Annotated in this window: 18 protein-coding genes; 12 read left to right on the top strand and 6 right to left on the bottom strand. The window is 66.4% G+C overall.

The window, feature by feature from the left end; genetic code table 11:
- The first annotated feature begins 100 nt into the window (after positions 1–100).
- The 10 genes from peaA (at position 101) to PSEWESI4_RS23005 (ending at position 13,125) form a co-directional block, all read left to right on the top strand.
- Complete coding sequence (gene peaA / locus PSEWESI4_RS23050; protein WP_187673579.1) at positions 101–1,672, top strand: quinohemoprotein amine dehydrogenase subunit alpha; 1,572 nt, start codon at positions 101–103, stop codon at positions 1,670–1,672.
- 69 nt (positions 1,673–1,741) lie between these two features.
- Positions 1,742–3,172, top strand: coding sequence for a quinohemoprotein amine dehydrogenase maturation protein (gene peaB, locus PSEWESI4_RS23045; RefSeq protein WP_187673578.1), 1,431 nt, complete (start codon positions 1,742–1,744; stop codon positions 3,170–3,172).
- Between the two features lies 1 nt (position 3,173).
- Positions 3,174–3,497: a quinohemoprotein amine dehydrogenase subunit gamma gene (gene qhpC / locus PSEWESI4_RS23040; protein ID WP_187673577.1), complete on the top strand. Its 324-nt coding sequence runs from the start codon at positions 3,174–3,176 to the stop codon at positions 3,495–3,497.
- A gap of 24 nt (positions 3,498–3,521) precedes the next feature.
- Positions 3,522–4,649, top strand: a complete 1,128-nt coding sequence (gene peaD / locus PSEWESI4_RS23035) for a quinohemoprotein amine dehydrogenase subunit beta (protein ID WP_187673576.1) — start codon at positions 3,522–3,524, stop codon at positions 4,647–4,649.
- Between the two features lie 287 nt (positions 4,650–4,936).
- On the top strand, positions 4,937–6,634 hold the full coding sequence (locus tag PSEWESI4_RS23030; protein ID WP_187673575.1) for an AMP-binding protein: 1,698 nt from the start codon (positions 4,937–4,939) through the stop codon (positions 6,632–6,634).
- A 75-nt stretch (positions 6,635–6,709) separates the two neighbouring features.
- Complete coding sequence (locus PSEWESI4_RS23025; RefSeq protein ID WP_187673574.1) at positions 6,710–7,738, top strand: AraC family transcriptional regulator; 1,029 nt, start codon at positions 6,710–6,712, stop codon at positions 7,736–7,738.
- 125 nt (positions 7,739–7,863) lie between these two features.
- Positions 7,864–9,501: an acyl-CoA synthetase gene (locus PSEWESI4_RS23020; protein ID WP_187673573.1), complete on the top strand. Its 1,638-nt coding sequence runs from the start codon at positions 7,864–7,866 to the stop codon at positions 9,499–9,501.
- A gap of 15 nt (positions 9,502–9,516) precedes the next feature.
- On the top strand, positions 9,517–10,284 hold the full coding sequence (locus PSEWESI4_RS23015; protein ID WP_187673572.1) for a 3-hydroxyacyl-CoA dehydrogenase: 768 nt from the start codon (positions 9,517–9,519) through the stop codon (positions 10,282–10,284).
- Between the two features lie 474 nt (positions 10,285–10,758).
- Positions 10,759–11,949 (top strand): acetyl-CoA C-acyltransferase, encoded by a 1,191-nt coding sequence (locus PSEWESI4_RS23010; RefSeq protein WP_187673571.1) that lies wholly within the window; start codon positions 10,759–10,761, stop codon positions 11,947–11,949.
- 48 nt (positions 11,950–11,997) lie between these two features.
- Positions 11,998–13,125: an acyl-CoA dehydrogenase gene (locus tag PSEWESI4_RS23005; RefSeq protein ID WP_187673570.1), complete on the top strand. Its 1,128-nt coding sequence runs from the start codon at positions 11,998–12,000 to the stop codon at positions 13,123–13,125.
- A 75-nt stretch (positions 13,126–13,200) separates the two neighbouring features.
- On the opposite strand, the gene PSEWESI4_RS23000 is transcribed toward PSEWESI4_RS23005, so the two are convergent.
- The 4 genes from PSEWESI4_RS23000 to PSEWESI4_RS22985 all read right to left on the bottom strand — a co-directional run bounded on the left by PSEWESI4_RS23000 (position 13,201) and on the right by PSEWESI4_RS22985 (position 16,687).
- Positions 13,201–13,863: a DUF502 domain-containing protein gene (locus PSEWESI4_RS23000; protein ID WP_187673569.1), complete on the bottom strand. Its 663-nt coding sequence runs from the start codon at positions 13,861–13,863 to the stop codon at positions 13,201–13,203.
- 233 nt (positions 13,864–14,096) lie between these two features.
- On the bottom strand, positions 14,097–14,774 hold the full coding sequence (locus tag PSEWESI4_RS22995; RefSeq protein ID WP_187673568.1) for an RES family NAD+ phosphorylase: 678 nt from the start codon (positions 14,772–14,774) through the stop codon (positions 14,097–14,099).
- A complete protein-coding gene (locus PSEWESI4_RS22990; protein WP_187673567.1) occupies positions 14,771–15,175 on the bottom strand; it encodes an MbcA/ParS/Xre antitoxin family protein in 405 nt (134 codons plus the stop codon). The genes PSEWESI4_RS22995 and PSEWESI4_RS22990 overlap by 4 nt, the downstream gene beginning before the upstream one ends.
- A 591-nt stretch (positions 15,176–15,766) precedes the next feature.
- Positions 15,767–16,687, bottom strand: a complete 921-nt coding sequence (locus tag PSEWESI4_RS22985) for a LysR family transcriptional regulator (protein ID WP_187673566.1) — start codon at positions 16,685–16,687, stop codon at positions 15,767–15,769.
- Between the two features lie 150 nt (positions 16,688–16,837).
- Between PSEWESI4_RS22985 and PSEWESI4_RS22980 the strand changes: the two genes are divergently transcribed.
- Positions 16,838–18,067, top strand: a complete 1,230-nt coding sequence (locus PSEWESI4_RS22980) for an acyl-CoA dehydrogenase (RefSeq protein WP_187673565.1) — start codon at positions 16,838–16,840, stop codon at positions 18,065–18,067.
- Between the two features lie 229 nt (positions 18,068–18,296).
- Here PSEWESI4_RS22980 and PSEWESI4_RS22975 read toward each other — a convergent pair whose 3' ends face one another.
- On the bottom strand, positions 18,297–19,166 hold the full coding sequence (locus tag PSEWESI4_RS22975) for a LysR family transcriptional regulator (RefSeq protein ID WP_187673564.1): 870 nt from the start codon (positions 19,164–19,166) through the stop codon (positions 18,297–18,299).
- A gap of 128 nt (positions 19,167–19,294) precedes the next feature.
- Here PSEWESI4_RS22975 and PSEWESI4_RS22970 point away from each other — a divergent pair, with 128 nt between their 5' ends.
- Positions 19,295–19,720, top strand: coding sequence for a VOC family protein (locus tag PSEWESI4_RS22970; protein ID WP_187673563.1), 426 nt, complete (start codon positions 19,295–19,297; stop codon positions 19,718–19,720).
- Between the two features lie 165 nt (positions 19,721–19,885).
- Here PSEWESI4_RS22970 and PSEWESI4_RS22965 read toward each other — a convergent pair whose 3' ends face one another.
- Positions 19,886–20,878: a TerC family protein gene (locus tag PSEWESI4_RS22965; RefSeq protein WP_187673562.1), complete on the bottom strand. Its 993-nt coding sequence runs from the start codon at positions 20,876–20,878 to the stop codon at positions 19,886–19,888.
- Positions 20,879–21,256: the final 378 nt, after the last annotated feature.

Raw genomic sequence — 21,256 nt, 5'->3', positions numbered from 1 at the left:
TTTTCATGTTTGTGGCACACAATGTGCCCCGCCTTGAGACGAGATCCTTGCCTGCGACAAGGATGCGGATACCAATAAAAAATACCGTGGAGGCCTGACCTTGAAAGCGACACGATTCTGGCGTTACCTGAGTGCCGGAGCCTTGGCCATGACGACCTTTAGCGTGCTGCAGCCGGCCCTGGCGGAGGATGGCGAGGCGATCCTCAACGCGAAGTGCAAGGTGTGTCATTTGCCGGATGCCGGCGGCGCCCTGAGCCGCATCAGCCAGCAGCGCAAGACTCCGGAAGGCTGGCTGATGAGTATCGCGCGGATGCAGATCATGCATGGCCTGCAGATCGACGACGACGACCGCCGCACGCTGGTCAAGTACCTCTCCGACAAGCAGGGGCTGGCGCCGGCCGAGACGGACGGCATGCGCTACGCGATGGAGCGCCGCCTGAACACCGTCGAGCAGTTCGACGACCAGCTCGCGCAGATGTGCGCGCGCTGCCACTCCGGCGCCCGTGTCGCCTTGCAGCGGCGGTCCGCCAAGGAGTGGGAACACCTGGTCCACTTCCACCTCGGCCAGTGGCCGTCCCTCGAATACCAGTCCATGGCGCGCGACCGCGACTGGCTGGAGATCGCCCTGAAGGATGTGGTGCCGGACCTGGCCAGCCGCTATCCGCTGGACGACCCGGCCTGGGCCGAGTGGCAGAAGGCGTGGCCCGAGGTCTCCGCGCTGGCGGGGCAGTGGAGCTTCAGCGGCCACATGCCGGCCCGTGGCGACGTGAACGGCGTGATGAGCGTCAAGGGCAGCTCCGGCGACACCTTCCAGATCGCCCTCGAAGGCCGCTATGCCGACGGCAAGCCGCTCACGGGCAAGGGCACGGCGATCCTCTACAGCGGCCACGAATGGCGCGCCACCCTGGATATCGATGGCGTCTCCATGCGCCAGGTGTTCAGCGTGGTGAACAACGAAATGAGCGGGCGCATGTTCGAGACCGAGCATGACGAGCGCGGCCTCGACTTCGTCGCCGCCAAGGCGGGCGAGGCCCGGCTGCTGGCGGTGCAGCCCGGCTACCTGAGGGCCGGCGGCGAGGCCGAGCTGAGCCTGGTGGGCAACGGTCTTGCCGGCAAGCCGGACTTCGGCGCGGGCGTGCAGGTACTGGAGGTTCTGGAACAGACCCCCGAGCGAGTGCGGGTCAAGGTCAGGGCCGCCGCCGATGCCGCCCCGGGCAACCGCGCGGTCGCCTTCGGCCAGCTCGAGGGCGCCAACCTGGCGGTCTACAAGGAAATCGGCGAGATCAAGGTGGTGCCCGAGTTCTCCATCGCCCGGGTCGGCGAGAACGGCGGGGCGACGCCCAAGGTGCAGGGCCGTTTCGAGGCCGAGGCCTGGGGCACCGACGCCGCCGGCAAGTCCTACCGGATCGGCTTCCTGCCGGCGACCTGGTCGGTCGAGCCCTTCGACGAGCGCGCCGCCGAGGACGAGGACGTGAAGTTCGCCGGGACCATGCGCAAGGACGGCGTGTTCGTGCCGGGCGACGCCGGGCCGAACCCCGCGCGGCGGATGTCCACCAACAACGCCGGCAACCTCAAGGTGATCGCCGCCGTCGAGGACGGCGGGCAGTCCCTCAAGGGCGAAGGTCAACTGATCGTCACCGTACAACGCTGGAACAACCCGCCGCTGCCATAGGGCGCCGCGGCCCGCGCGGACAGGTTCCGCGCGGATTCGAACGATTGGGATGAATTCCGGGAGGTCGCCATGGGCGCAATCTTGAATGTGGTCGAACGCAACCTGCATGAAGTGCGGGTGGATGCCGACCGTCTGCTGTTCCATATTCCGAGCAGCTCGCTGTTCGCCGCCGACGAACTGACCGGCGGCATCATCGATGCCCTGCGCGAGCAGGGCTGTTCCTCGGAAGAACTGTCGCAACGCCTGGCCGGCCGCTTCGCCGGCCCGGCGGTCAACGAAACCCTGCGCGAGCTGATCGCCCTGGAGGTGGTCAGCGACGGCTCGCCGCTGACGCCGGAAATCGGCCTCAAGCGGGTCGAGCACACGGCGCTGAACACCGTGGTGCTGAACGTCAACACCGGCTGCAACCTGAGCTGCACCTACTGCTACAAGGAAGACCTCGACAAGCCTTCCGCCGGCAAGAAGATGGGTGCGGACACCGCCGAGGCGTCGGTGGAGATGCTGCTCAAGGAATCGCCGGACGAGACCCGCTACACCGTGGTGTTCTTCGGCGGCGAGCCGCTGTCCAACCGGCCGCTGATCGAGCACATGGTCGACTACTGCGAGCGGCGTTTCGCCGAGGCCGGCAAGCAGGTGGAGTTCGTCATGACCACCAACGCCACGCTGCTCACCGAAGAGATCATCGACTACCTCAACGCCCATCGCTTCGGCCTGTCGGTGAGCATCGACGGCCCCAAGACCGTGCACGATCGCAACCGCATCACCGTGGGCGGGCAGGGCACCTACGACGTGGTGCGGCGCAAGGTCGACATGCTGCTGTCGCGCTACGACAGCCGCCCGGTCGGCGCGCGGGTGACCCTGACTCGTGGCATCACCGATGTCGAGACCATCTGGAACCACCTGTTCAACGAGCTGGGCTTCGCCGAAGTCGGCTTCGCGCCGGTCACCTCCGGCGACATCAGCGACTTCAACCTCAGCGGCGAGGAACTGATCGAGGTGTTCGCCAACATGAAGGCGCTCGGCCGCCGCTACCTGGAGGCGGCGCTGGCGCATCGCAACATCGGCTTCTCCAACCTGCACCAGTTGATCACCGACATCCACGAAGGCCACAAGAAGGCCCTGCCGTGCGGCGCCGGGCTGAAGATGCTGGCGGTCGACCACAAGGGCGAGCTGAACCTCTGCCACCGCTTCACCGGCTCCAGCCTGCCGACCTTCGGCAACGTGCACAGCGGCGTGAAGCAGGCGGAGCTGAACGACTTCCTCTCGCAGCGCCTGGACCGCGAAGGCACCGGCTGCGATAGCTGCCGCATCCGCAACCTCTGCTCGGGCGGCTGCTACCACGAGAGCTACGCGCGGTACGGCGACCCGACTCACCCGACCTATCACTACTGCGAGCTGATGCGCGACTGGGTGGACTTCGGCATCGAGGTCTACAGCCGCATCATGGCCGCCAACCCGGCCTTCATCAGCAGCTACATCTCTCCGCGGAAGGCGCACTGACATGAAGCATCTCAAGCCGATCAATAACAAAGCCCAGAAATTGCAGCAGGCCGCCGACGAAGACCGTATCGAGGAGGTGCTGGCCATGAGCACCGTGGCCGGCTGTACCGCCACCACCGACCCGGGCTGGGAAGTGGACGCCTTCGGCGGCGTCACCTCGCTGTGCCAGCCGATGGAAGCCGACCTCTACGGCTGCGCCGACCCCTGCTGGTGGCCGGCCCAGGTGCCCGACCTGATGAGCACCTACCCGGACTGGAACAAGGACGCGCTCAGCTCGAACGATAGCTGGCGCAACCTCAACAGCGTTTTCCCGAAAGACAAGTAAGGGTCAGACAGGAGAGGAATTCCCATGGCATCGAAGAACTCCATCGCGCTGGCCTCGGGCCTGGCGCTGCTGGCCGGCGGCTGGGCATTGCCGACGCTGGCCGACACCGCCGGCAAGGCGTTGCAGAAAGACCATGAGTACATGGCGATCACCAACTATCCGAACAACCTGCATGTCATCGACCTGAAGGACGACAGCGTCTACAAGACCTGCCAGATGCCCGACCGCTTCGGCCCCGGCACCCTGTTCATCAGCCCCGACAAGACCCGCGCCTACGTGCTCAACAACGGCTACCGGGACATCTACGGCGTCGAGCTGGACACCTGCAAGACGGTGTTCCGCGCTCGCCTGGCGCAGAAGGCGGGGGAGGACGCGCGCTCGATGTTCGCCTTCACCGTCAGCGCCGACGGCAAGGAGATCTACGCGGTGGCCAACCCGATGCAGCGCGGCATCGACCACTACGTGGTCGGCGAGCCGCGTTTGCAGGTCTACAGCACCGACGCCGGCCTGGACGCCAAGCCGATCCGCAGCTTCCCGGCGCCGCGCCAGAGCTACGTGATGCAGGCGGCGGACGACGGCTCGCTGTACATGGCCGGGCCGGACATCTACAAGATCGACGTGCAGACCGGCGAGCGCAGCGTGGCGATTCCCAGCCGCAACTGGAACCGTCCGCTCTACAGCCCGCCGGACGTGCTGTACTTCTGGCCGCACCAGCAGTCCACCCGTGACTTCACCCTGCTCTACACCGCCGCGCGCTTCGCCGACGAGAAGCAGGACATGGACAGCGCCGAATACCTCTTCGGCTACTTCAACATCAACCTGGCCACCGGCAAGACCGAGACCCGCGACTTCGGCCCGCTGACCGAGCTGTACTTCACCGGCATGCGCTCGCCGAAGGACCCCAACCTGATGTACGGCGTGCTCAACCGGCTGGCCAAGTACGACGTGGCGCAGCAGAAGCTGATCAAGGCCCAGGAGCTGGAGCACACCTACTACTGCATCGCCTTCAACCACGCCGGGGACAAGCTCTACCTGGCCGGCACCTTCAACGACATCAGCATCCATGACGTCGATTCGCTGGAGAAGATCGGCAGCATCAAGCTGCCGGGCGGCGACATGGCCGCGGCCACCACCCAGGTGTTCGTGCGCTAGGGGCGAAGGGCCCATGGCCGTGAACCGCCAGGTCGCGGCCATGGGTGTTATTACGGTGTTTACTGGATCCCCGCGTTCGCGGGGATCCAGAAAAGGGACCAGACACCGGCTCGAATAAGACGGAAGGCCGTATTAGACCAACGGGTCACTGGACAAGCGATACGTGCTTGTTTAGCTTTCCGTTAACGTAAACGGCATGTTGGCCGTAAAAGACACAACCTCCGCGCGACACGGCCGGAGGCGAACATTCAGAGCCATCCCATTACAAGCACAAGAAGGGAAAGCCAATGAACAACCGCAGCTACACCCGCGGCCCGCAGGACAAGCAACTGCTGGCCATGACCATAGGCGATGCCTTCGACGCCACCGTGGCGCGCTTCGCCGAACGAGAGGCGCTGGTGGTGCGGCACCAGCAACTGCGCTATAGCTGGCAGCAGTTGGCCGAGCAGGTGGACAACTGTGCGCGGGCCTTGCTGGCCCTCGGCATCGAGCCCGGCGACCGGCTGGGCATCTGGGCGCCGAACTGCGCCGAATGGTGCATCGCCCAGTTCGCCAGCGCCAAGATCGGCGCCATCCTGGTCAACATCAACCCGGCCTACCGCCTCAGCGAGCTGGAATACGCGCTCAAGCAGTCCGGTTGCGGTTGGGTGATCTGCGCGGGCGCCTTCAAGACCTCCGACTACCACGCCATGCTGCTGGAACTGCTGCCCGAACTGGCGAGCAGCCAGCCCGGCGCCCTGGCCAGCGAGCTCCTGCCGCAGTTGCGCGGGGTGGTCAGCCTGTGTTCCGCGCCGCCCAAGGGCTTCCTGGCCTGGCAGGACTTGCAGGGCAGGGCCGCCGGGACGAGCCCCGAGGCACTGGCCGAGCGCCAGGCCGGCCTGCAGTTCGACGACCCGATCAATATCCAGTACACCTCCGGCACCACCGGTTTCCCCAAGGGCGCGACCCTCAGCCACTACAACATCCTCAACAACGGCTACATGGTCGGCGAGAGCCTGGGCCTCACCGAGCACGACCGGCTGGTGATCCCGGTGCCGCTGTACCACTGCTTCGGCATGGTGATGGGCAACCTCGGCTGCCTGACCCACGGCTCGACCATGATCTACCCGGGCGACGCCTTCGACCCGCTGACGACCTTGCAGGCCGTGGCTGAAGAGAAAGCCACCGCGCTCTACGGCGTGCCGACCATGTTCATCGCCGAGCTGGATCACCCGCAGCGGGCGGAGTTCGACCTGTCCAGCCTGCGCACCGGGATCATGGCCGGCGCCACCTGCCCGATCGAAGTGATGAAGCGGGTGATCGGCGAGATGCACATGAGCGAGGTGCAGATCGCCTACGGCATGACCGAGACCAGCCCGGTATCGATGCAGACCGGCCCGGACGACGACCTGGAGCTGCGCGTGACCAGCGTCGGGCGCACCCAGCCGCAACTGGAAACCAAGATCGTCGACGAGCAGGGCAGGGTCGTGCCGCGCGGCCAGATCGGCGAACTCTGCACCCGTGGCTACAGCGTCATGCTGGGCTACTGGAACAACCCCGCGGCCACGGCGGAAGCCATCGACCCGGCGCGCTGGATGCACACCGGCGACCTGGCACAGATGGATGAAAACGGCTACGTGCGCATCGTCGGGCGCAGCAAGGACATGATCATCCGGGGCGGCGAGAACATCTATCCGCGCGAGCTGGAAGAGTTCTTCTTCACCCACCCGGCCATCGCCGACGTCCAGGTGATCGGCATCCCGGACAGCAGGTACGGCGAGGAGATCGTCGCCTGGATCAAGTTCCACCCCGGCCACCATGCCAGCGAGGAGGAACTGCGCGCCTGGTGCAAGGCCCGCATCGCCCACTTCAAGGTGCCGCGCCACTACCGCTTCGTCGACAGCTTCCCGATGACGGTGACCGGCAAGATCCAGAAGTTCCGCATGCGCGAGATCAGTATCGAGGAGCTGGCGGCGGGGCAGGGCAATGCCGCAGCCAACGGTTGATCCCGTAGGGGCGGCCCATGGCCGCGATCTGCGCTGTTCTCTGGGGCCCCGCGAAGGCGGGGACCCAAAAACACCATGACCACCTCACACCCCGAAAAAGGCACCATCTCCATCCGCCTGGTCAACGAAGCCCTGCTGGAACTCCGCCAGCGCGGCGGCGACCCCGGCGAGCTGCTGGAACAGGCCGGCATCGACGCGAAGCTGCTGGGCGCGCCACGCGCGCGGGTTTCCTCGCAGGCCTACGCACGGCTGTGGCTGCGGCTCGCCGCGCACATGGACGACGAATTCTTCGGCATGAACGGCCGGCGCCTGAAGTCGGGCAGCTTCGCCTTCATGGCCCGCGCGGCGCTCAAGGAGCCCAGCCTGGGCGCGGCGCTGGAAGGCGTGCTGCGCTTCCTCAACCTGGTGTTCGACGACCTGCGGCTGAGCCTGGAGCGCAGCGGCGGGATGGCGGCCATCGTCCTCGACGAGCCGGCCGGGCCGAAGCTGCGCGCGTTCGGCCATTTCACCCTGTGGATGATCGTCCACGGCCTGTGCTGCTGGCTGGCCGGGCGGCGCCTCCCGATCCTGGCGGTCGAGCTGCGCTGCGGCAAGCCCGACTACATCGAGGACTACCGGGTGATGTTCAGCGACAACCTGCATTTCGCCCGGCCATGCAGCCGCCTGCTGCTCAACGCCGACTGCCTCGACCTGCCGGTGCTGCGCAGCGGGCGGGACCTCAAGCGCTTCCTCGCCGGCGCCCCGGCCAACATCCTGGTGCGCTACCGCGACCCGCAGAGCCTGGCGGCGCGCATCAAGGCCTACCTGCGCAGCCTCAAGGCCGAGCGCTGGCCGGACCTGGAGGCGCTGTCCGGGCACTTCTACATGGCGCCCTCGACCCTGCGCCGCAAACTGGCGCTGGAAGGGCAGTCCTACCAGGGCCTCAAGGGCCAGGTGCGCCGCGACCTCTGCCTGGCCCGCCTGGACGCCGGCGAGGTCAACTTCGCCGAACTGGCCTTCGAGCTCGGCTTCGCCGACAGCAGCTCGTTCTACAAGGCTTTCCGGAAATGGACCGGCTCCACGCCGGGACAGTACCGCGCGCTGCTCCATCCGGAGACCCCTTGAGCGGTGGGCGGATGGCCACTGTCCAAAACGCTCGCCCAGCTTGACGCCTTTCGCCATTGCCGCTCCCCGGGCGTGGCGCGAACATCCCGCTCACTCCGTACAAAAACAAACCGGGAGCCAACGTCATGCGCGATTACCCAACCGCTGCCCGCGAGTTCGACCACGGCCGTGCGATCCAGGCCAGCCTGGCCGGTTCGCTGGAGGCCCTCAATGCCTGCGTCGAATGCTGTGACCGCCATGCCCAGGCGGAGCGCGTCGCCCTGTATTGGGAGGGTAGCGACGGCCGCAGCGCGACCTGGACCTTCAGCCAGCTCAAGGACGAGGCCGCGCGTTTCGCCAACTTCCTGCACAGTCGTGGCGTGCGCCCCGGCGACTGCGTATCCGGCCTGCTGCCGCGCACCCCGGAACTGCTGATCACCATTCTCGGCACCTGGCGCCTCGGCGCGGTGTACCAGCCGCTGTTCACCGCCTTCGGTCCCAAGGCCATCGAACACCGGGTGAAGATCGCCGGCTCCCGGCTGCTCGTCACCGACGCGGCCAACCGCGCCAAGCTCGATGAGGTGGAGCAGGCACCGCCGGTGCTGTGCATCGGCGCGGCGGGCGGCGACCTGGATTTCTGGACCGAGCTGGAGCGCCAGCCGGCCGCGTTCGAGCCGGTCATGCGCAGCGGCGAGGATCCCTTCCTGCTGATGTTCACCTCCGGCACCACCGGCCTGCCCAAGCCGCTGGAAGTGCCGCTCAAGGCCATTCCTGCGTTCGTCGGCTACCTGCGCGACGCCGTCGGCCTGCGCCCCGAGGACTCTTTCTGGAACCTGGCCGATCCCGGCTGGGCCTACGGCCTCTACTACGCGGTGACCGGTCCCCTGGCCATGGGCCACGCGACCACCTTCTACGAAGGCGCGTTCAGCGTGGAGAGCACCTGCCGGATCATCCGCAAATACGCCATCACCAACCTGGCTGGCTCGCCCACCGCCTACCGGCTGTTGCTGGCCGCCAAGGACGAGGCGACGCCCTTGCTCAAGGGCCGCCTGCGCGCGGTGAGCAGCGCTGGCGAACCACTCACCCCGGAGGTGATCCGCTGGTTCGCCGAGGGCCTGGGCACGACCATCCACGATCACTACGGGCAGACCGAGCTGGGCATGGTGCTGTGCAACCACCACGACCTGGCGCATCCGGTGCGCCTGGGCGCGGCCGGCTTTGCGGTGCCCGGTCACCGCGTGGTGGTGCTGGACGAGGCCCAGCGCGAACTGCCACCCGGCCAGCCGGGCATCCTCGCGGTGGACATGGCGCGCTCGCCGCTGTTCTGGTTCCCCGGCTACCGGGGCATGGCGACGAAATCCTTCGTCGGCGGCTACTACCTGAGCGGGGATACCGTGGAGCTGAACGAGGACGGCAGCATCAGCTTCGTCGGCCGTTCCGACGACGTGATCACCACCTCCGGCTACCGGGTCGGCCCCTTCGACGTGGAGAGCGCGCTGATCGAGCACCCGGCGGTGATCGAAGCGGCGGTGATCGGCAAGCCCGACCCGGACCGCACCGAGCTGGTCAAGGCCTTCGTGGTGCTGCATGCACGCTACCAGCCCGGCGCCGAACTGGCCGACGAGTTGCAGCAGTACGTGCGCAAGCGCCTGTCCGCCCATGCCTATCCGCGCGAGATCGAGTTCGTCGCGGAGCTACCGAAAACCCCCAGCGGCAAGATCCAGCGTTTCCTCCTGCGCAACCAGGAGATCGCCAAGGCACAGGCCGCAACTGCCGCTCACTGAGCCAAGGAGTACAGCGTGCGAATCGAAGATCGAGTGTTTCTGGTAACCGGCGGCGGCTCCGGCCTGGGCCTGGCCGCCGCCCGCGAACTGGTCGGGCAGGGCGGCAAGGTGCTGATCGCCGACGTCAACGCCGAGGCCGGCGCGGCGCGGGCCGCCGAACTGGGCGACCGCGCGCGTTTCGTGACCACCGACATCACCCGCGAGGACGATGGCCGGCGGGCGGTCGAGACCGCCGTCGAAGCCTTCGGCGGCCTGCACGGGCTGGTCAACTGCGCCGGCGTGGCGCCGGCGGAGAAGGTCCTCGGCCGCAACGGCCCGCACGCGCTGGACAGCTTCCGGCGGGCAATCGACATCAACCTGGTCGGCAGCTTCAACATGCTGCGCCTGGCGGTCGAGGCCATGGCCCGGGGCGAACCGAACGAGGAGGGCGAGCGCGGGGTGATCGTCAACACCGCGTCGGTGGCGGCCTTCGACGGGCAGATCGGCCAGGCCGCCTACTCGGCCTCCAAGGCCGGCGTGGTCGGCATGACCCTGCCGATCGCCCGCGAACTGGCACGCAGCGGCATCCGCGTGATGTGCATCGCCCCCGGCATCTTCGAGACGCCGATGATGGCCGGCATGCCCCAGGAAGTACGCGATTCGCTCGGCGCCAGCGTGCCGTTCCCCCCGCGCCTCGGTCGCCCGGCCGAGTTCGCGGCGCTGGTCCGGCATATCGTCGAGAATCCTATGCTCAATGGAGAGGTCATCCGCCTCGACGGCGCCATCCGCATGGCGGCGAAGTAGATGGACACACGTAGCCCGGATGCAATCCGGGAGCTTCGCTGAGCCCGTTCCCGGATTGCATCCGGGCTACGTTCTGGACGGCCACGCCGAACGAGTCCCCTCTCCCTTTGGAGCGGGGCGCGCAGCCAGGGCCAGGGAGAGGGGCGGGCTTTCAGGATGACACTGGAGGTGCCGGCCGCAACCCTCTCCCCCAGCCCCTCTCCCATGAATGGGAGAGGGGAGTAGTTCGAAGTGGCTTCAGAGCCCCCGGATTGCATCCGGGCTACGATCTGGACAGCCACGCAGAACGAGTCCCCTCTCCCTTTGGAGCGGGGCGCGCAGCCAGGGCTAGGGAGAGGGGCGGATTGTCAGGATGACACTGGAGGTGCCGGCCGCAACCCTCTCCCCCAACCCCTCTCCCATGAATAGAGGGGAGTAGTCAGTAGCATGGCTCTGGCCCCGCAGAGCCCCAAACGATCCATGAGGAACAGCAAAATGAACACCCAGACCGATCCAATCGTCATCGTCGGCGCCGCCCGAACCCCAATGGGCGGTTTTCTTGGCGACCTGTCCGGCCTGAGCGCCGCCGAGCTGGGCGCGGCGGCGATCCGTGCCGCCGTCGACCGCGCCGGGCTGGCGGCCGATGCCGTCGACGAGGCGATCATGGGCTGCGTGCTGCAGGCCGGCCAGGGCCAGGCTCCGGCGCGCCAGGCGGCAATCGGCGCCGGGCTGCCGCAGTCCGTGGTGTGCTCCACGCTCAACAAGATGTGCGGCTCGGGCATGAAGGCGGTGATGGTCGCCCATGACCAGTTGCTCGCCGGCAGCGCCTCGGTGGTGGTGGCCGGCGGTATGGAGAGCATGTCCAACGCACCCTACCTGCTGGATCGCGCCCGTGGCGGCTATCGCATGGGCCACGGCCGGGTGCTCGACCACATGTTCCTCGACGGCCTCGAGGACGCCTACGACAAGGGCCGCCTGATGGGCACCTTCGCCGAGGATTGCGCGCAATCCTACGGTTTCAGCCGCGAGCAGCAGGACGCCTTCGCCATCGCCTCGCTGACCCGCGCGCAGAAGGCCATGAGCGAGGGGCGCTTCGACGCCGAGATCGTCGCGGTCGAGACGCGCGTCGGCAAGGAGCTGCGCCGCATCGCCAGCGACGAGCAGCCGCCGAAGGCGCGCCTGGACAAGATCCCGACCCTGAAACCGGCGTTCCGCGAAGGCGGCACGGTCACCGCCGCCAACGCCAGCTCGATCTCCGACGGCGCCGCCGCGCTGCTGCTGATGCGTCAGTCCGAAGCGCAAAGGCGCGGCCTGAAGCCGCTGGCGCGGATCGCCGGGCATGCGTCCTTCGCCCACGCGCCAAACCTGTTCACCACCGCGCCGGTGGGGGCCGTCCAGCGCCTGCTGGCGAACACCGGCTGGAGCCTGGGCGACGTGGACCTGTTCGAGATCAACGAGGCCTTTGCGGTGGTGCCGATGGTGGCCATGCGCGACCTCGACATTCCCCACGACAGGCTCAACGTGCACGGCGGCGCCTGCGCCCTCGGCCACCCGATCGGCGCTTCCGGCGCGCGGGTGCTGGTGACCCTGCTCGCAGCGCTGCAACAGTACGGCCTCAAGCGCGGCGTCGCCTCGCTGTGCATCGGCGGCGGCGAGGCCACGGCGATGGCCATCGAGCTCCTGTAGGAGCCAGCTTGCTGGCGATCCTGACGAAGTAGAAATGAGAGACTGAAAATGATTCCTTCCGAAGAAGAACTGCAGATCCGCGACATGGCCCGCCAGTTCGCCCAGGAGCGGTTGAAGCCTTTCGCCGCCGACTGGGACCGCGAGCACCGTTTCCCCGCCGAGGCGCTGGGCGAGATGGCCGAGCTGGGCTTTCTCGGCATGCTGGTGCCGGAACAGTGGGGCGGCGCGCAGACCGGCCACCTGGCCTACGCCATGGCCCTGGAGGAAATCGCCGCCGGCGACGGCGCCTGCTCGACCATCATGAGCGTGCACAACTCGGTGGGCTGCATGCCGATCCTCAAGTTCGGCAGCGACGAGCAGAAAGAACGCTTCCTGCGCCCGCTGGCCCAGGGCAGCATGCTCGGCGCCTTCGCCCTGACCGAGCCACAGGCCGGCTCCGATGCCAGCGACCTGCGCACCCGTGCGCGGCGCGATGGCGACCATTACGTGCTGACCGGCAGCAAGCAGTTCATCACCTCCGGCAGCCACGCCGGGGTGGTGATCGTCTTCGCCGTCACCGACCCGGCGGCCGGCAAGAAGGGCATCAGCGCCTTCATCGTGCTCACCGACACGCCCGGCTACCAGGTGGTGCGGGTGGAGGACAAGCTCGGCCAGCACGCCTCGGACACCTGCCAGATCCAGCTCGACGAGGTGCGCATCCCGGCGTCCTGCCGGCTCGGCGCGGAAGGCGAGGGCTACCGCATCGCCCTGGCCAACCTGGAAGGCGGGCGCATCGGCATCGCCTCGCAGGCGGTGGGCATGGCCCGCGCGGCGTTCGAGGCGGCGCGCGACTACGCCCACGAGCGCAAGACCTTCGGCAAGCCGATCATCGAGTACCAGGCGGTGGCCTTCCGCCTGGCCGACATGGCCACCCGGATCGCCGTGGCGCGGCAGATGGTGCATCACGCCGCCAGCCTGCGCGAAGCCGGGCTGCCGTGCCTGACCGAGGCCTCGATGGCCAAGCTGTTCGCCTCGGAGATGGCCGAGCAGGTCTGCTCGGCGGCCATCCAGACCCTCGGCGGCTACGGCTACCTCAAGGACTTCCCGGTGGAGCGCATCTATCGCGACGTGCGCGTGTGCCAGATCTACGAAGGCACCAGCGACGTGCAGCGCATGGTGATCGCCCGCAGCCTGTAGTCTCCCCCTTCCGCCGCGCGGGCGCCGGCCCGCCCAGCGAGTCCTGGCTCCCCGTCGGCACGGGGAGGGCGGTTTTTATTCGCGGGCGGCGTCCGCTTCGACGGCCGCCACGCGGGGCGGGTTGATGCCCATCGATACGTAGATGCTGGTGAAGGCGTCGATGCCCATGTTGGCCGGCTTCACCCAGTCGATCGGCACGTAGAGCAGGCCGCCGCCGACCGGGATCGGCGCGGTGGGCACCAGCACCGCGAAGTAGGAGCGGCCATCGATCTCCACCGGCTCGGGGTTGGGCAGCAGCGCCAGCACCGCCACACCCTTGCCGCCGAAGAAGCACCACACCGGGCTCATCGCCTCGATATCGGCGCCTTCCTTCTTGTCGAGCAGGGCGACGAAGCGCTCGGCGAGGTTGTACAGCTTGTTGAACACCGGGATGCGCCGCAGGGTGACGTCCGTCATCCGCGCCAGCGGCCGCTTCAGGCCCAGTTGCACGGCGAGGCCCAGGGCGTAGATGGCGGCCAGCAGCACCAGGGTGCCGAGCAGGTAGGAGAGGGACGGGCTGCTGGAGAACGGCTGGCCGAGCGCGGCGAACAGCCGGCCGATGACGGTCGAGGGGCCGACCAGGCTGTTGAGCAGGCCGAACAGCCAGGCCAGCAGGATCAGCGTCAGGGTCAGCGGCAACAGCACCAGCAGCCCGGCGAACCAGGTGGTCAGAACGGATTGGAAGCTTTTCTTCAGCATGGATACGTCCTGGTTTCCGATCGTGAGCGGGTTTCTGCAGTGTTTACTGGGATCCCCGCGTACGCGGGGATGATGGTCGAGTCTTGCCTCGTCATTCCCGCGCATGCGGGAATCCAGAAGAAGAGGCTGCCGCTCCTGCAAGGTCCGCTAGCTGGGGAAGCGGAGTGTACCGTTGTCGATGAATATTCCGTGGTCGCGTTTTTAACGTCGTGTTGCGACGGTGTGGCAGCCCGTCAGGCCACCTGCTTGATCTCGAATATATTGACGATTCGTTGCAGCTTGCCGTCCCACACGTAGCGCAGATGCACGCCCTGGGTCGGCAGGCTGGCGGCCGGGGGACGGAACAGCGCGGCGCACTCGCCGGGGGCGTGTCGAACGCTGCGATAGAGCAGCCCCCAGGCGCGCGCCTTGCGCTTTTCGGCGGCGAAGCGCTGGGCCGCCGGGTAGCTGGCCGGATCGGGATCGTGCAGGTGTTCGTGTCCCTCGCGGATATCCAGCAGCGGCTGGACCAGCCGGCACACGTAGGTGCGCATGGTCAGCTCCAGGCTCGGCTCGGCGGTGGCGCGCAGGAAGCGCTCCTTGTGGTAGCGGGTCTCGGAGATGGCGGTCTGCAGGCTGTCGCCGCAGTAGTAGACGCCGTATTGGCCGTCGGTGAAGCGGCTGGCGTAGCCGATATGGGTGAAGGCGGCCATCAGCGGCGAAGAGCCCGGCCCGCAGACGCGGTCCTCGGGTGCAACCAGCGAGAGCAGGCCGGCCTCCTCGCGCAGGCGGTCGTTGGTCAGCCCCTCGATCAGGTAGGCCTGCTCCAGGTCGGCGGGGTCGAGCACGTCCTCGAACACCGAGATCGGCGGAAAGGCGCTGGAGACGATGCGGTAGGCCCGGTTCCACTCCGGGACGATCTCCCGGCTCAACCGCGCACCCCATCGAGGTAGCGGCGCACGGCGGCGAGGTCGACCACGCTGCCGGCGAGCATCAGCTCCAGCGCGCTGTGGCCGTTGAAGGGCGCCTCGCTGTTGGGCTTGCGCACCCACTCGTAGGTGGACGGCTTGTCGCCGAACAGGATGCGCAGCGACTTGTGGATGCCCATCAGGTAGGAGACCCGTTCCAGGGTGTCGCGCGGCAGGCGGATTTCCGGCAACTGGCGGTACTTGTACAGGGTGCTGCGGCCGATGGAGCCGAGCAGCACCATCTGTTCCTCGACCGAACAGTGCCACTTGTCCATCAGGTTGAAAAAGAACTTCAGCGCAACCTGCCCGGCCTTCGGGGAGTCGAGGTCGGCGGTCAGGTCGGCTTTGCGGGCGGCGATGGCCATGGCAAATCCTCCATATATGGACTTTAGGTGGATATTAGTCCTGATATGGAATTGCTGCAACCGGGAGGGTAGCCGAGGAAGAGCGCTGGAGGTTGGAGGGCTGGACGAAAGAGCGGTTCGGAGTGGGTGGTAGGGGCGAGGGGCGTTGGTTCTCTGCTGGCGGAGCTTTTTGCGTTGCCGGTGATCGCGAGCAGAGCTCGCTCTTGCATGTTTATTGAAGCCGTGTTCATTGGGTCCCCGCATTCGCGGGGATGACGGGGGCGAAATCCCAACGCCAAACCGTCATTCCCCTACGCGGGCCGCCGCTAACGCGGGAATCCAATAAAAAGCAACAGCCACGGGTCTTCCCCGGATTTCATCCGGGCTACTCGTTCGCTTTCGTAGGAGCCAACTTGCTGGCGATGCTTTTGCGTTGCCGGTGATCGCGCGCATGGCGCGCTCCTACAGGTTGGCACCGATGTTGACCTGTAGGAGCGGTCCATGGCCGCGAAAAGGTTTGACGCAGAAGGTGCATGGCCGGAACGCTGTCCAGCCTCCAGCCTCCAGCCTCCAGCCTCCAGCCTCCAGCCTCCAGCCTCCAGCCTCCAGCCTTCAAACGCCCCGCTCTTCCTTCTGCGCGATCGATTGCGACAGTTCGATGAGCTGTTCGCGCATCCAGCGGTTGGCCGGGTCCTGGTCGGTGCTCTCGTGCCAGTAGAGGTGGGTTTCCAGCGGCGGCACGTCGTTGACCGGCAATGCCACAGCGTGCAGGTCGTGGCGGCGGGCGAGGCGTTCCGGCACGGTCATCGCCATGTCGGTGTCGCTCAGCACCATGGTGGCCATCAGGTAGTGCTGGGAGCGCAGGGCGATCTTGCGCTGGATGCCCATCTTGCCCAGTGCCAGGTCGACGTAGCCGAGGCCGCTGCGCCGGCTGGAGATGTGGATGTGGGTCAGCGACAGGTATTCGTCCAGGGTCAGCTTGTCCTTGGCCAGCGGGTGGCCCTTGCGCATGACGCACACGTAGCGGTCGTCCAGCAGCTTGACGTGGCGCACCTGCGGATCGGTGTTGAGCGGTGCGTCGACGGCGAAGTCCAGGCGGCCGGCGGCCAGTTCCTTGGTAGTCTCGCGGCGCTTGGCCAGGAAGCTCTCGATCTGCACGTTCGGCGCCTGGCGGCGCAGGCGCTGGAACAGTGGCGGCAGGAGGATCTCCTCGCTGAGGTCGGTCATGCTGATGCGGAAGGTCTTGTTGGCCTGCACCGGGTTGAAGATGCGGCTTTCCTGCACCGACACGCGCAGCAACTGCAGGGCGTTGCGCACCGGGCCGATGATGTTCTGTGCCATCGGCGTCGGCACCATGCCCTGGGCGGTGCGCACGAACAGCGGGTCGTTGAAGGTTTCGCGCAGGCGGGCGAGGGCGTTGGAGACGGCGGGCTGGGTGATGCCGACGATCTGCCCGGCACGGGTCAGGTTGGCTTCGGTGTAGATGGCATCGAAGACGATGAACAGGTTGAGATCGACCTTGTTGAGATTCATGCCGGCATGCTCCAGTCGTTGGCCCAGGTAGGCTCGCATATTATTTATGAATGTTTATACACGACGAGAATAGGTTCGATAAATCCCTATCGCTGTTCTAGCATCAGCTCACTCTCATCAACATCCCGTCAGAACAGAAAAGGTGCCTTCATGGATTTCGCCTACTCACCCAAGGTTCAAGAGCTGCGTGAACGCGTCACCGCGTTCATGGACGCGTACGTCTATCCGGCCGAAGCGGTATTCGAGCAACAGGTGGCTGAAGGCGACCGCTGGCAACCCACCGCGATCATCGAAGAGCTGAAGGACAAGGCCAAGGCCGAAGGCCTGTGGAACCTGTTCCTGCCGGAGTCGGAATACGGCGCCGGCCTGACCAACATGGAATACGCACCGCTGGCCGAGATCATGGGTCGCTCGCTGATCGGTTCCGAGCCGTTCAACTGCTCGGCGCCGGATACCGGCAACATGGAAACCCTGGTGCGCTACGGCAGCGAAGCGCAGAAGAAGCAGTGGCTGGAGCCGCTGCTGAGCGGCGAGATCCGTTCGGCCTTCGCGATGACCGAGCCGGGCGTGGCCTCGTCCGACGCCACCAACATGGAAGCCCGCGCGGTGCGCGAGGGCGACGAGTGGGTCATCAACGGCCGCAAGTGGTGGACTTCCGGCGCCTGCGATCCGCGCTGCAAGGTCATGATCTTCATGGGCCTGACCAACCCGGATGGCCCGCGCCACCAGCAGCACTCGATGATCCTGGTACCGAGCGACGCCCCCGGCGTGACCATCCTCCGTCCGCTGCCGGTGTTCGGCTACGACGATGCCCCGCACGGTCACGCCGAAGTGATCTTCGAGAACGTCCGCGTGCCTTATGAGAACGTGCTGCTCGGCGAGGGCCGTGGCTTCGAGATCGCCCAGGGCCGCCTCGGCCCAGGCCGCATCCACCACTGCATGCGTTCCATCGGCATGGCCGAGCGCGCCCTGGAGCTGATGTGCAAGCGCGGTGCCAGCCGTATCGCCTTCGGCAAGCCGCTGGCGCGCCTGGGTGGCAACATCGACCACATCGCCAACTCGCGCATCGAGATCAACCAGGCTCGCCTGCTGACCCTCAACGCGGCCTACATGATGGACACCGTGGGCAACAAGATCGCCCAGAGCGAGATCGCGCAGATCAAGGTGGTGGCACCGAACGTCGCACTGAGCGTGATCGACCGGGCGATCCAGATCCACGGCGGCGCCGGTGTTTCCAACGACACTCCGCTGGCCTACTTCTACGCCATGCAGCGCACCCTGCGCCTGGCCGACGGCCCGGACGAAGTGCACCGCATGGCTATCGGCAAGTACGAGATCGGCAAGTACGTGCCGAAGGAAATGCTGCGCAGCCAGAAGTAAGGCTGTCCTGCGACCATGACGGAAAAGCCGCCTGTCTTCGGACAGGCGGCTTTTTCGTTTCAGTGCGGGTATGCAATCTCGTCCTCTCCTGAGTATCCGTGCGTTCTATCGAGCCCTGTACCTTCCCGCCACGCCATTCCGCCCCCTCTCCCATTGGGAGAGGGTTGGGGTGAGGGGCCGAAGTGTCGTTGCAAGACATGCCTGGTGCACTTCCGCTCTTGATAACACCCTAGGATTGCGCCAGGTCGTTGATGAGCTGCGCCAGGACCCGCACGGGCTCGCTCAGGCCCGGACTCGCCCGGTGAACGAGCCCGACGTCGCGGTGGAAGGTATGCGGCCCCAGGTCGATGGCGCGCACGCTGGCGGGCCAGCGCCGGTAGGTTGCCGTCTGCGGTACCAGCGCCACGCCGACGCCATTGGCGACCAGCCTGATGATCGCCTCCAGTTCGTCGACTTCGCTCACTTCCCGCAAGGTGAAGTGCATGTCCCGCAGGAAGCGATCCACCTGGCGGCCGCCGAAGGATGCGCGGTCGTAGCGTATGAACGGCTGGCTGGAGAGCAGTTCGGCCCAGTCGTCCCCCGGTACGTCGCGCGGGACGATCAGCCGGAACGGCTCGCGCGCCAGGGTCGTCCAGCCCAGGTCGCTGTGCAGCGAGAAGGGCGGGCGGATGACGGCCGCCATGTCGATCTCGCCGGCGTCGACCAGGTTGACCAGCTCCATCGACAGGCCGGGGATGACACGGGTACGGCATCCGGGGCATTGCCGGTGGAACTTCGCCAGCGCGTCCGGGAGCAGGGCGCGCTGGATCGAGGCGATGGCGCCGACGGTCACCAGCGCGGTGGCGGGAAGCCCGACGGGTGTGGAGCCCAGGTTGCCGTAGAGGCGGATCAGTTCCTGGGCCTGAAGGAGAATCTGCTGCCCCGTCTTGTTGAGCCTGGCCGAACGTCCCTTGCGGTCGAACAGCGTGACGCCGAGCTCGCTTTCCAGTCGCTGCATCTGGGCGCTCACGGCCGCCTGGGTCAGTCCGATCCTGTCACCGGCGGCGGCGAAGGTGCCTTCCTGCGCAACGGCGACGAGGGTCTTCAGCTCGCGAATCATTCACAAATCCTGTTTGTGTTTCTGTCAAAGATATATTGATTTTATTTTTGTCCGGCCGTTCCTACGATTGCCGAAACGCGAAAAGGAGCATTTCGCCCCGGAAATCACGAAGAACGACGGAGCCCCTGATGAGTCTTTCCCCCTTTCACCTGGCAATCCCCGTATACGACCTGGCTGCCGCGCGGCGCTTCTATGGCGAAGTGTTCGGCCTGGAAGAGGGCCGCTCCAGCACGCAATGGGTCGACTTCAACTTCTACGGCCATCAACTGGTGATTCACGAACATCCCAGGACGGCATCCCAGGAAAGCGCCCATACCAACCCGGTGGATGGCCATGACGTGCCGGTCCCGCATTTCGGTGTCGTGCTCGAATGGAGCGAATGGGAAGCCCTCGCCGAACGCCTGGAGTCGCTTGGCACCCGGTTCGTGATCGAGCCCCACATCCGCTTCAAGGGACAGGTCGGCGAACAGGCCACCATGTTCCTGCTCGATCCCTGCGGAAACGCCCTGGAGTTCAAGGCTTTCAAGGATATTGACCAGCTCTTCGCGAAGTGACGAGAACGGCCTGCTGCTTGCTGCGCGGGGATGACGGTCCGTGGGATGGGTGAAACCCATCAAATCCCAGCGCGATGCCTGACCAGCCCGTACCCCGGATGCAATCCGGGAATGGCACTGCCGATTTCCCCGGATTGCATCCGGGCTACGCGGGGTGGTGCGAACTCAGCGCGACTCCTCCTGCCCGGCCGTATCGCGGGTCTTCAGCAACGACAGCAGCACGCCGCCGGCCAGCAGGCTGAAGGTCACCGCCAGCGAGATCAGCGGATGGATCTTGCCGATGATGCCGTGCAGGAAGATCTTCCCGCCGATGAAGATCAGCACCAGCGCCAGCGCGTACTTCAGGTAGACGAAGCGGTGGATCAGCGCGGCCAGGGCGAAGTACAGCGCGCGCAGGCCGAGGATGGCGAAGATGTTCGAGGTGTAGACGATGTACGGGTCCTGGGTGATGGCGAACACTGCCGGCACGCTGTCCACGGCGAACACCAGGTCGGCCAGCTCGATCAGCACCAGGGCGAGGAACAGCGGGGTGGCGTACAGCAGCACCTTGCCGCTGGCGTCCGGCAGGCGCACGAAGAAGTGGCCGCCGTGCAGTTCGTCGGTCATCCGGATGTGCTTGCGCAGGAAGCGCAGCACCGGGTTCTTCGACAGGTCCGGGTGGGACTCTTCCTTGACGAACAGCATCTTCACCCCGGTGAACAGCAGGAAGGCGCCGAACAGGTAGAGAATCCACTCGAACTCCTGCACCAGCGCCGTGCCAAGGCCGATCATGATGGCGCGCAGGAAGATCACCCCGAGGATGCCCCAGAACAGCACGCGGTGCTGGTAGCGGCGGGGGATGCCGAAGAAGCCGAGGATCATCGCCATGACGAACACGTTGTCCATCGACAGCGATTGTTCGACCAGGAAGCCGGTGTAGAACTCCAGCGCGCTGTGCGCGCCCAGCTCGTACCAGACCCAGCCTCCGAACATGACGCCGACGGTGAAATAGCCGCTGTACAGCAGCAGGCTTTCACGCATTTCGATTTCATGCTGGTCGCGGTGCAGGACGCCGAGGTCGAGCACCAGCAGGGCGATGATGATGATCAGGAAGACCAGCCACAGCCAGGTGGCCTTGCCGAGGAAATCGGCGGTGAAGAACGCGAGTAGAGCTTCCATAGCCCCTCCTTTGAATGTCGCGAGTTGACGAATCAACAGTGACTCCGACATCACGGCGAGCAGGCTCGCCGCCAGAGGGGCCCGGCGTCACTCCCATCAGGCTAGGAGGATCGACGATGACCTGGCAAGAGTGAATTGCAAGAAAATGCGGCGGCCCGGCCCGGGACTGGTTCGAGAAACGCCTCGTGCCAGCCGAGGGGGAGTGGCGGTCGGTGGGGGAGTTGCCAGGGGAGGCTGGATGCCTGGCGTGATCTGCGAGCCGTCGTCGAGTCCGCCCCTCACCCCAGCCCTCTCCCGGAGGGAGAGGGGGCAGGAATCGTGCGGCGGGAAAGCACGGAGTTCGGGGTACGCACGGATACTCCCCTCTCCCTCCGGAGC

This window comes from Zestomonas carbonaria (assembly GCF_904061905.1).
GTDB lineage: Bacteria > Pseudomonadota > Gammaproteobacteria > Pseudomonadales > Pseudomonadaceae > Aquipseudomonas > Aquipseudomonas carbonaria.
This window is presented reverse-complemented; position numbering and strand designations above follow the sequence as displayed.

What these genes read in the sequence shown, in the direction of transcription:
- PSEWESI4_RS23030 (WP_187673575.1), top strand. Translation starts at nt 4,937, where the DNA reads ATGAACAACCGCAGCTACACCCGCGGCCCGCAGGACAAGCAACTGCTG.
- peaB (WP_187673578.1), top strand. Translation starts at nt 1,742, where the DNA reads ATGGGCGCAATCTTGAATGTGGTCGAACGCAACCTGCATGAAGTGCGG.
- PSEWESI4_RS23000 (WP_187673569.1), bottom strand. Translation starts at nt 13,863, where the DNA reads ATGCTGAAGAAAAGCTTCCAATCCGTTCTGACCACCTGGTTCGCCGGG.
- PSEWESI4_RS23020 (WP_187673573.1), top strand. Translation starts at nt 7,864, where the DNA reads ATGCGCGATTACCCAACCGCTGCCCGCGAGTTCGACCACGGCCGTGCG.
- PSEWESI4_RS22985 (WP_187673566.1), bottom strand. Translation starts at nt 16,687, where the DNA reads ATGAATCTCAACAAGGTCGATCTCAACCTGTTCATCGTCTTCGATGCC.
- PSEWESI4_RS23005 (WP_187673570.1), top strand. Translation starts at nt 11,998, where the DNA reads ATGATTCCTTCCGAAGAAGAACTGCAGATCCGCGACATGGCCCGCCAG.
- PSEWESI4_RS23025 (WP_187673574.1), top strand. Translation starts at nt 6,710, where the DNA reads ATGACCACCTCACACCCCGAAAAAGGCACCATCTCCATCCGCCTGGTC.
- peaD (WP_187673576.1), top strand. Translation starts at nt 3,522, where the DNA reads ATGGCATCGAAGAACTCCATCGCGCTGGCCTCGGGCCTGGCGCTGCTG.
- PSEWESI4_RS22990 (WP_187673567.1), bottom strand. Translation starts at nt 15,175, where the DNA reads ATGGCCATCGCCGCCCGCAAAGCCGACCTGACCGCCGACCTCGACTCC.
- PSEWESI4_RS23010 (WP_187673571.1), top strand. Translation starts at nt 10,759, where the DNA reads ATGAACACCCAGACCGATCCAATCGTCATCGTCGGCGCCGCCCGAACC.
- PSEWESI4_RS22965 (WP_187673562.1), bottom strand. Translation starts at nt 20,878, where the DNA reads ATGGAAGCTCTACTCGCGTTCTTCACCGCCGATTTCCTCGGCAAGGCC.
- PSEWESI4_RS22975 (WP_187673564.1), bottom strand. Translation starts at nt 19,166, where the DNA reads ATGATTCGCGAGCTGAAGACCCTCGTCGCCGTTGCGCAGGAAGGCACC.
- PSEWESI4_RS22970 (WP_187673563.1), top strand. Translation starts at nt 19,295, where the DNA reads ATGAGTCTTTCCCCCTTTCACCTGGCAATCCCCGTATACGACCTGGCT.
- qhpC (WP_187673577.1), top strand. Translation starts at nt 3,174, where the DNA reads ATGAAGCATCTCAAGCCGATCAATAACAAAGCCCAGAAATTGCAGCAG.
- PSEWESI4_RS22980 (WP_187673565.1), top strand. Translation starts at nt 16,838, where the DNA reads ATGGATTTCGCCTACTCACCCAAGGTTCAAGAGCTGCGTGAACGCGTC.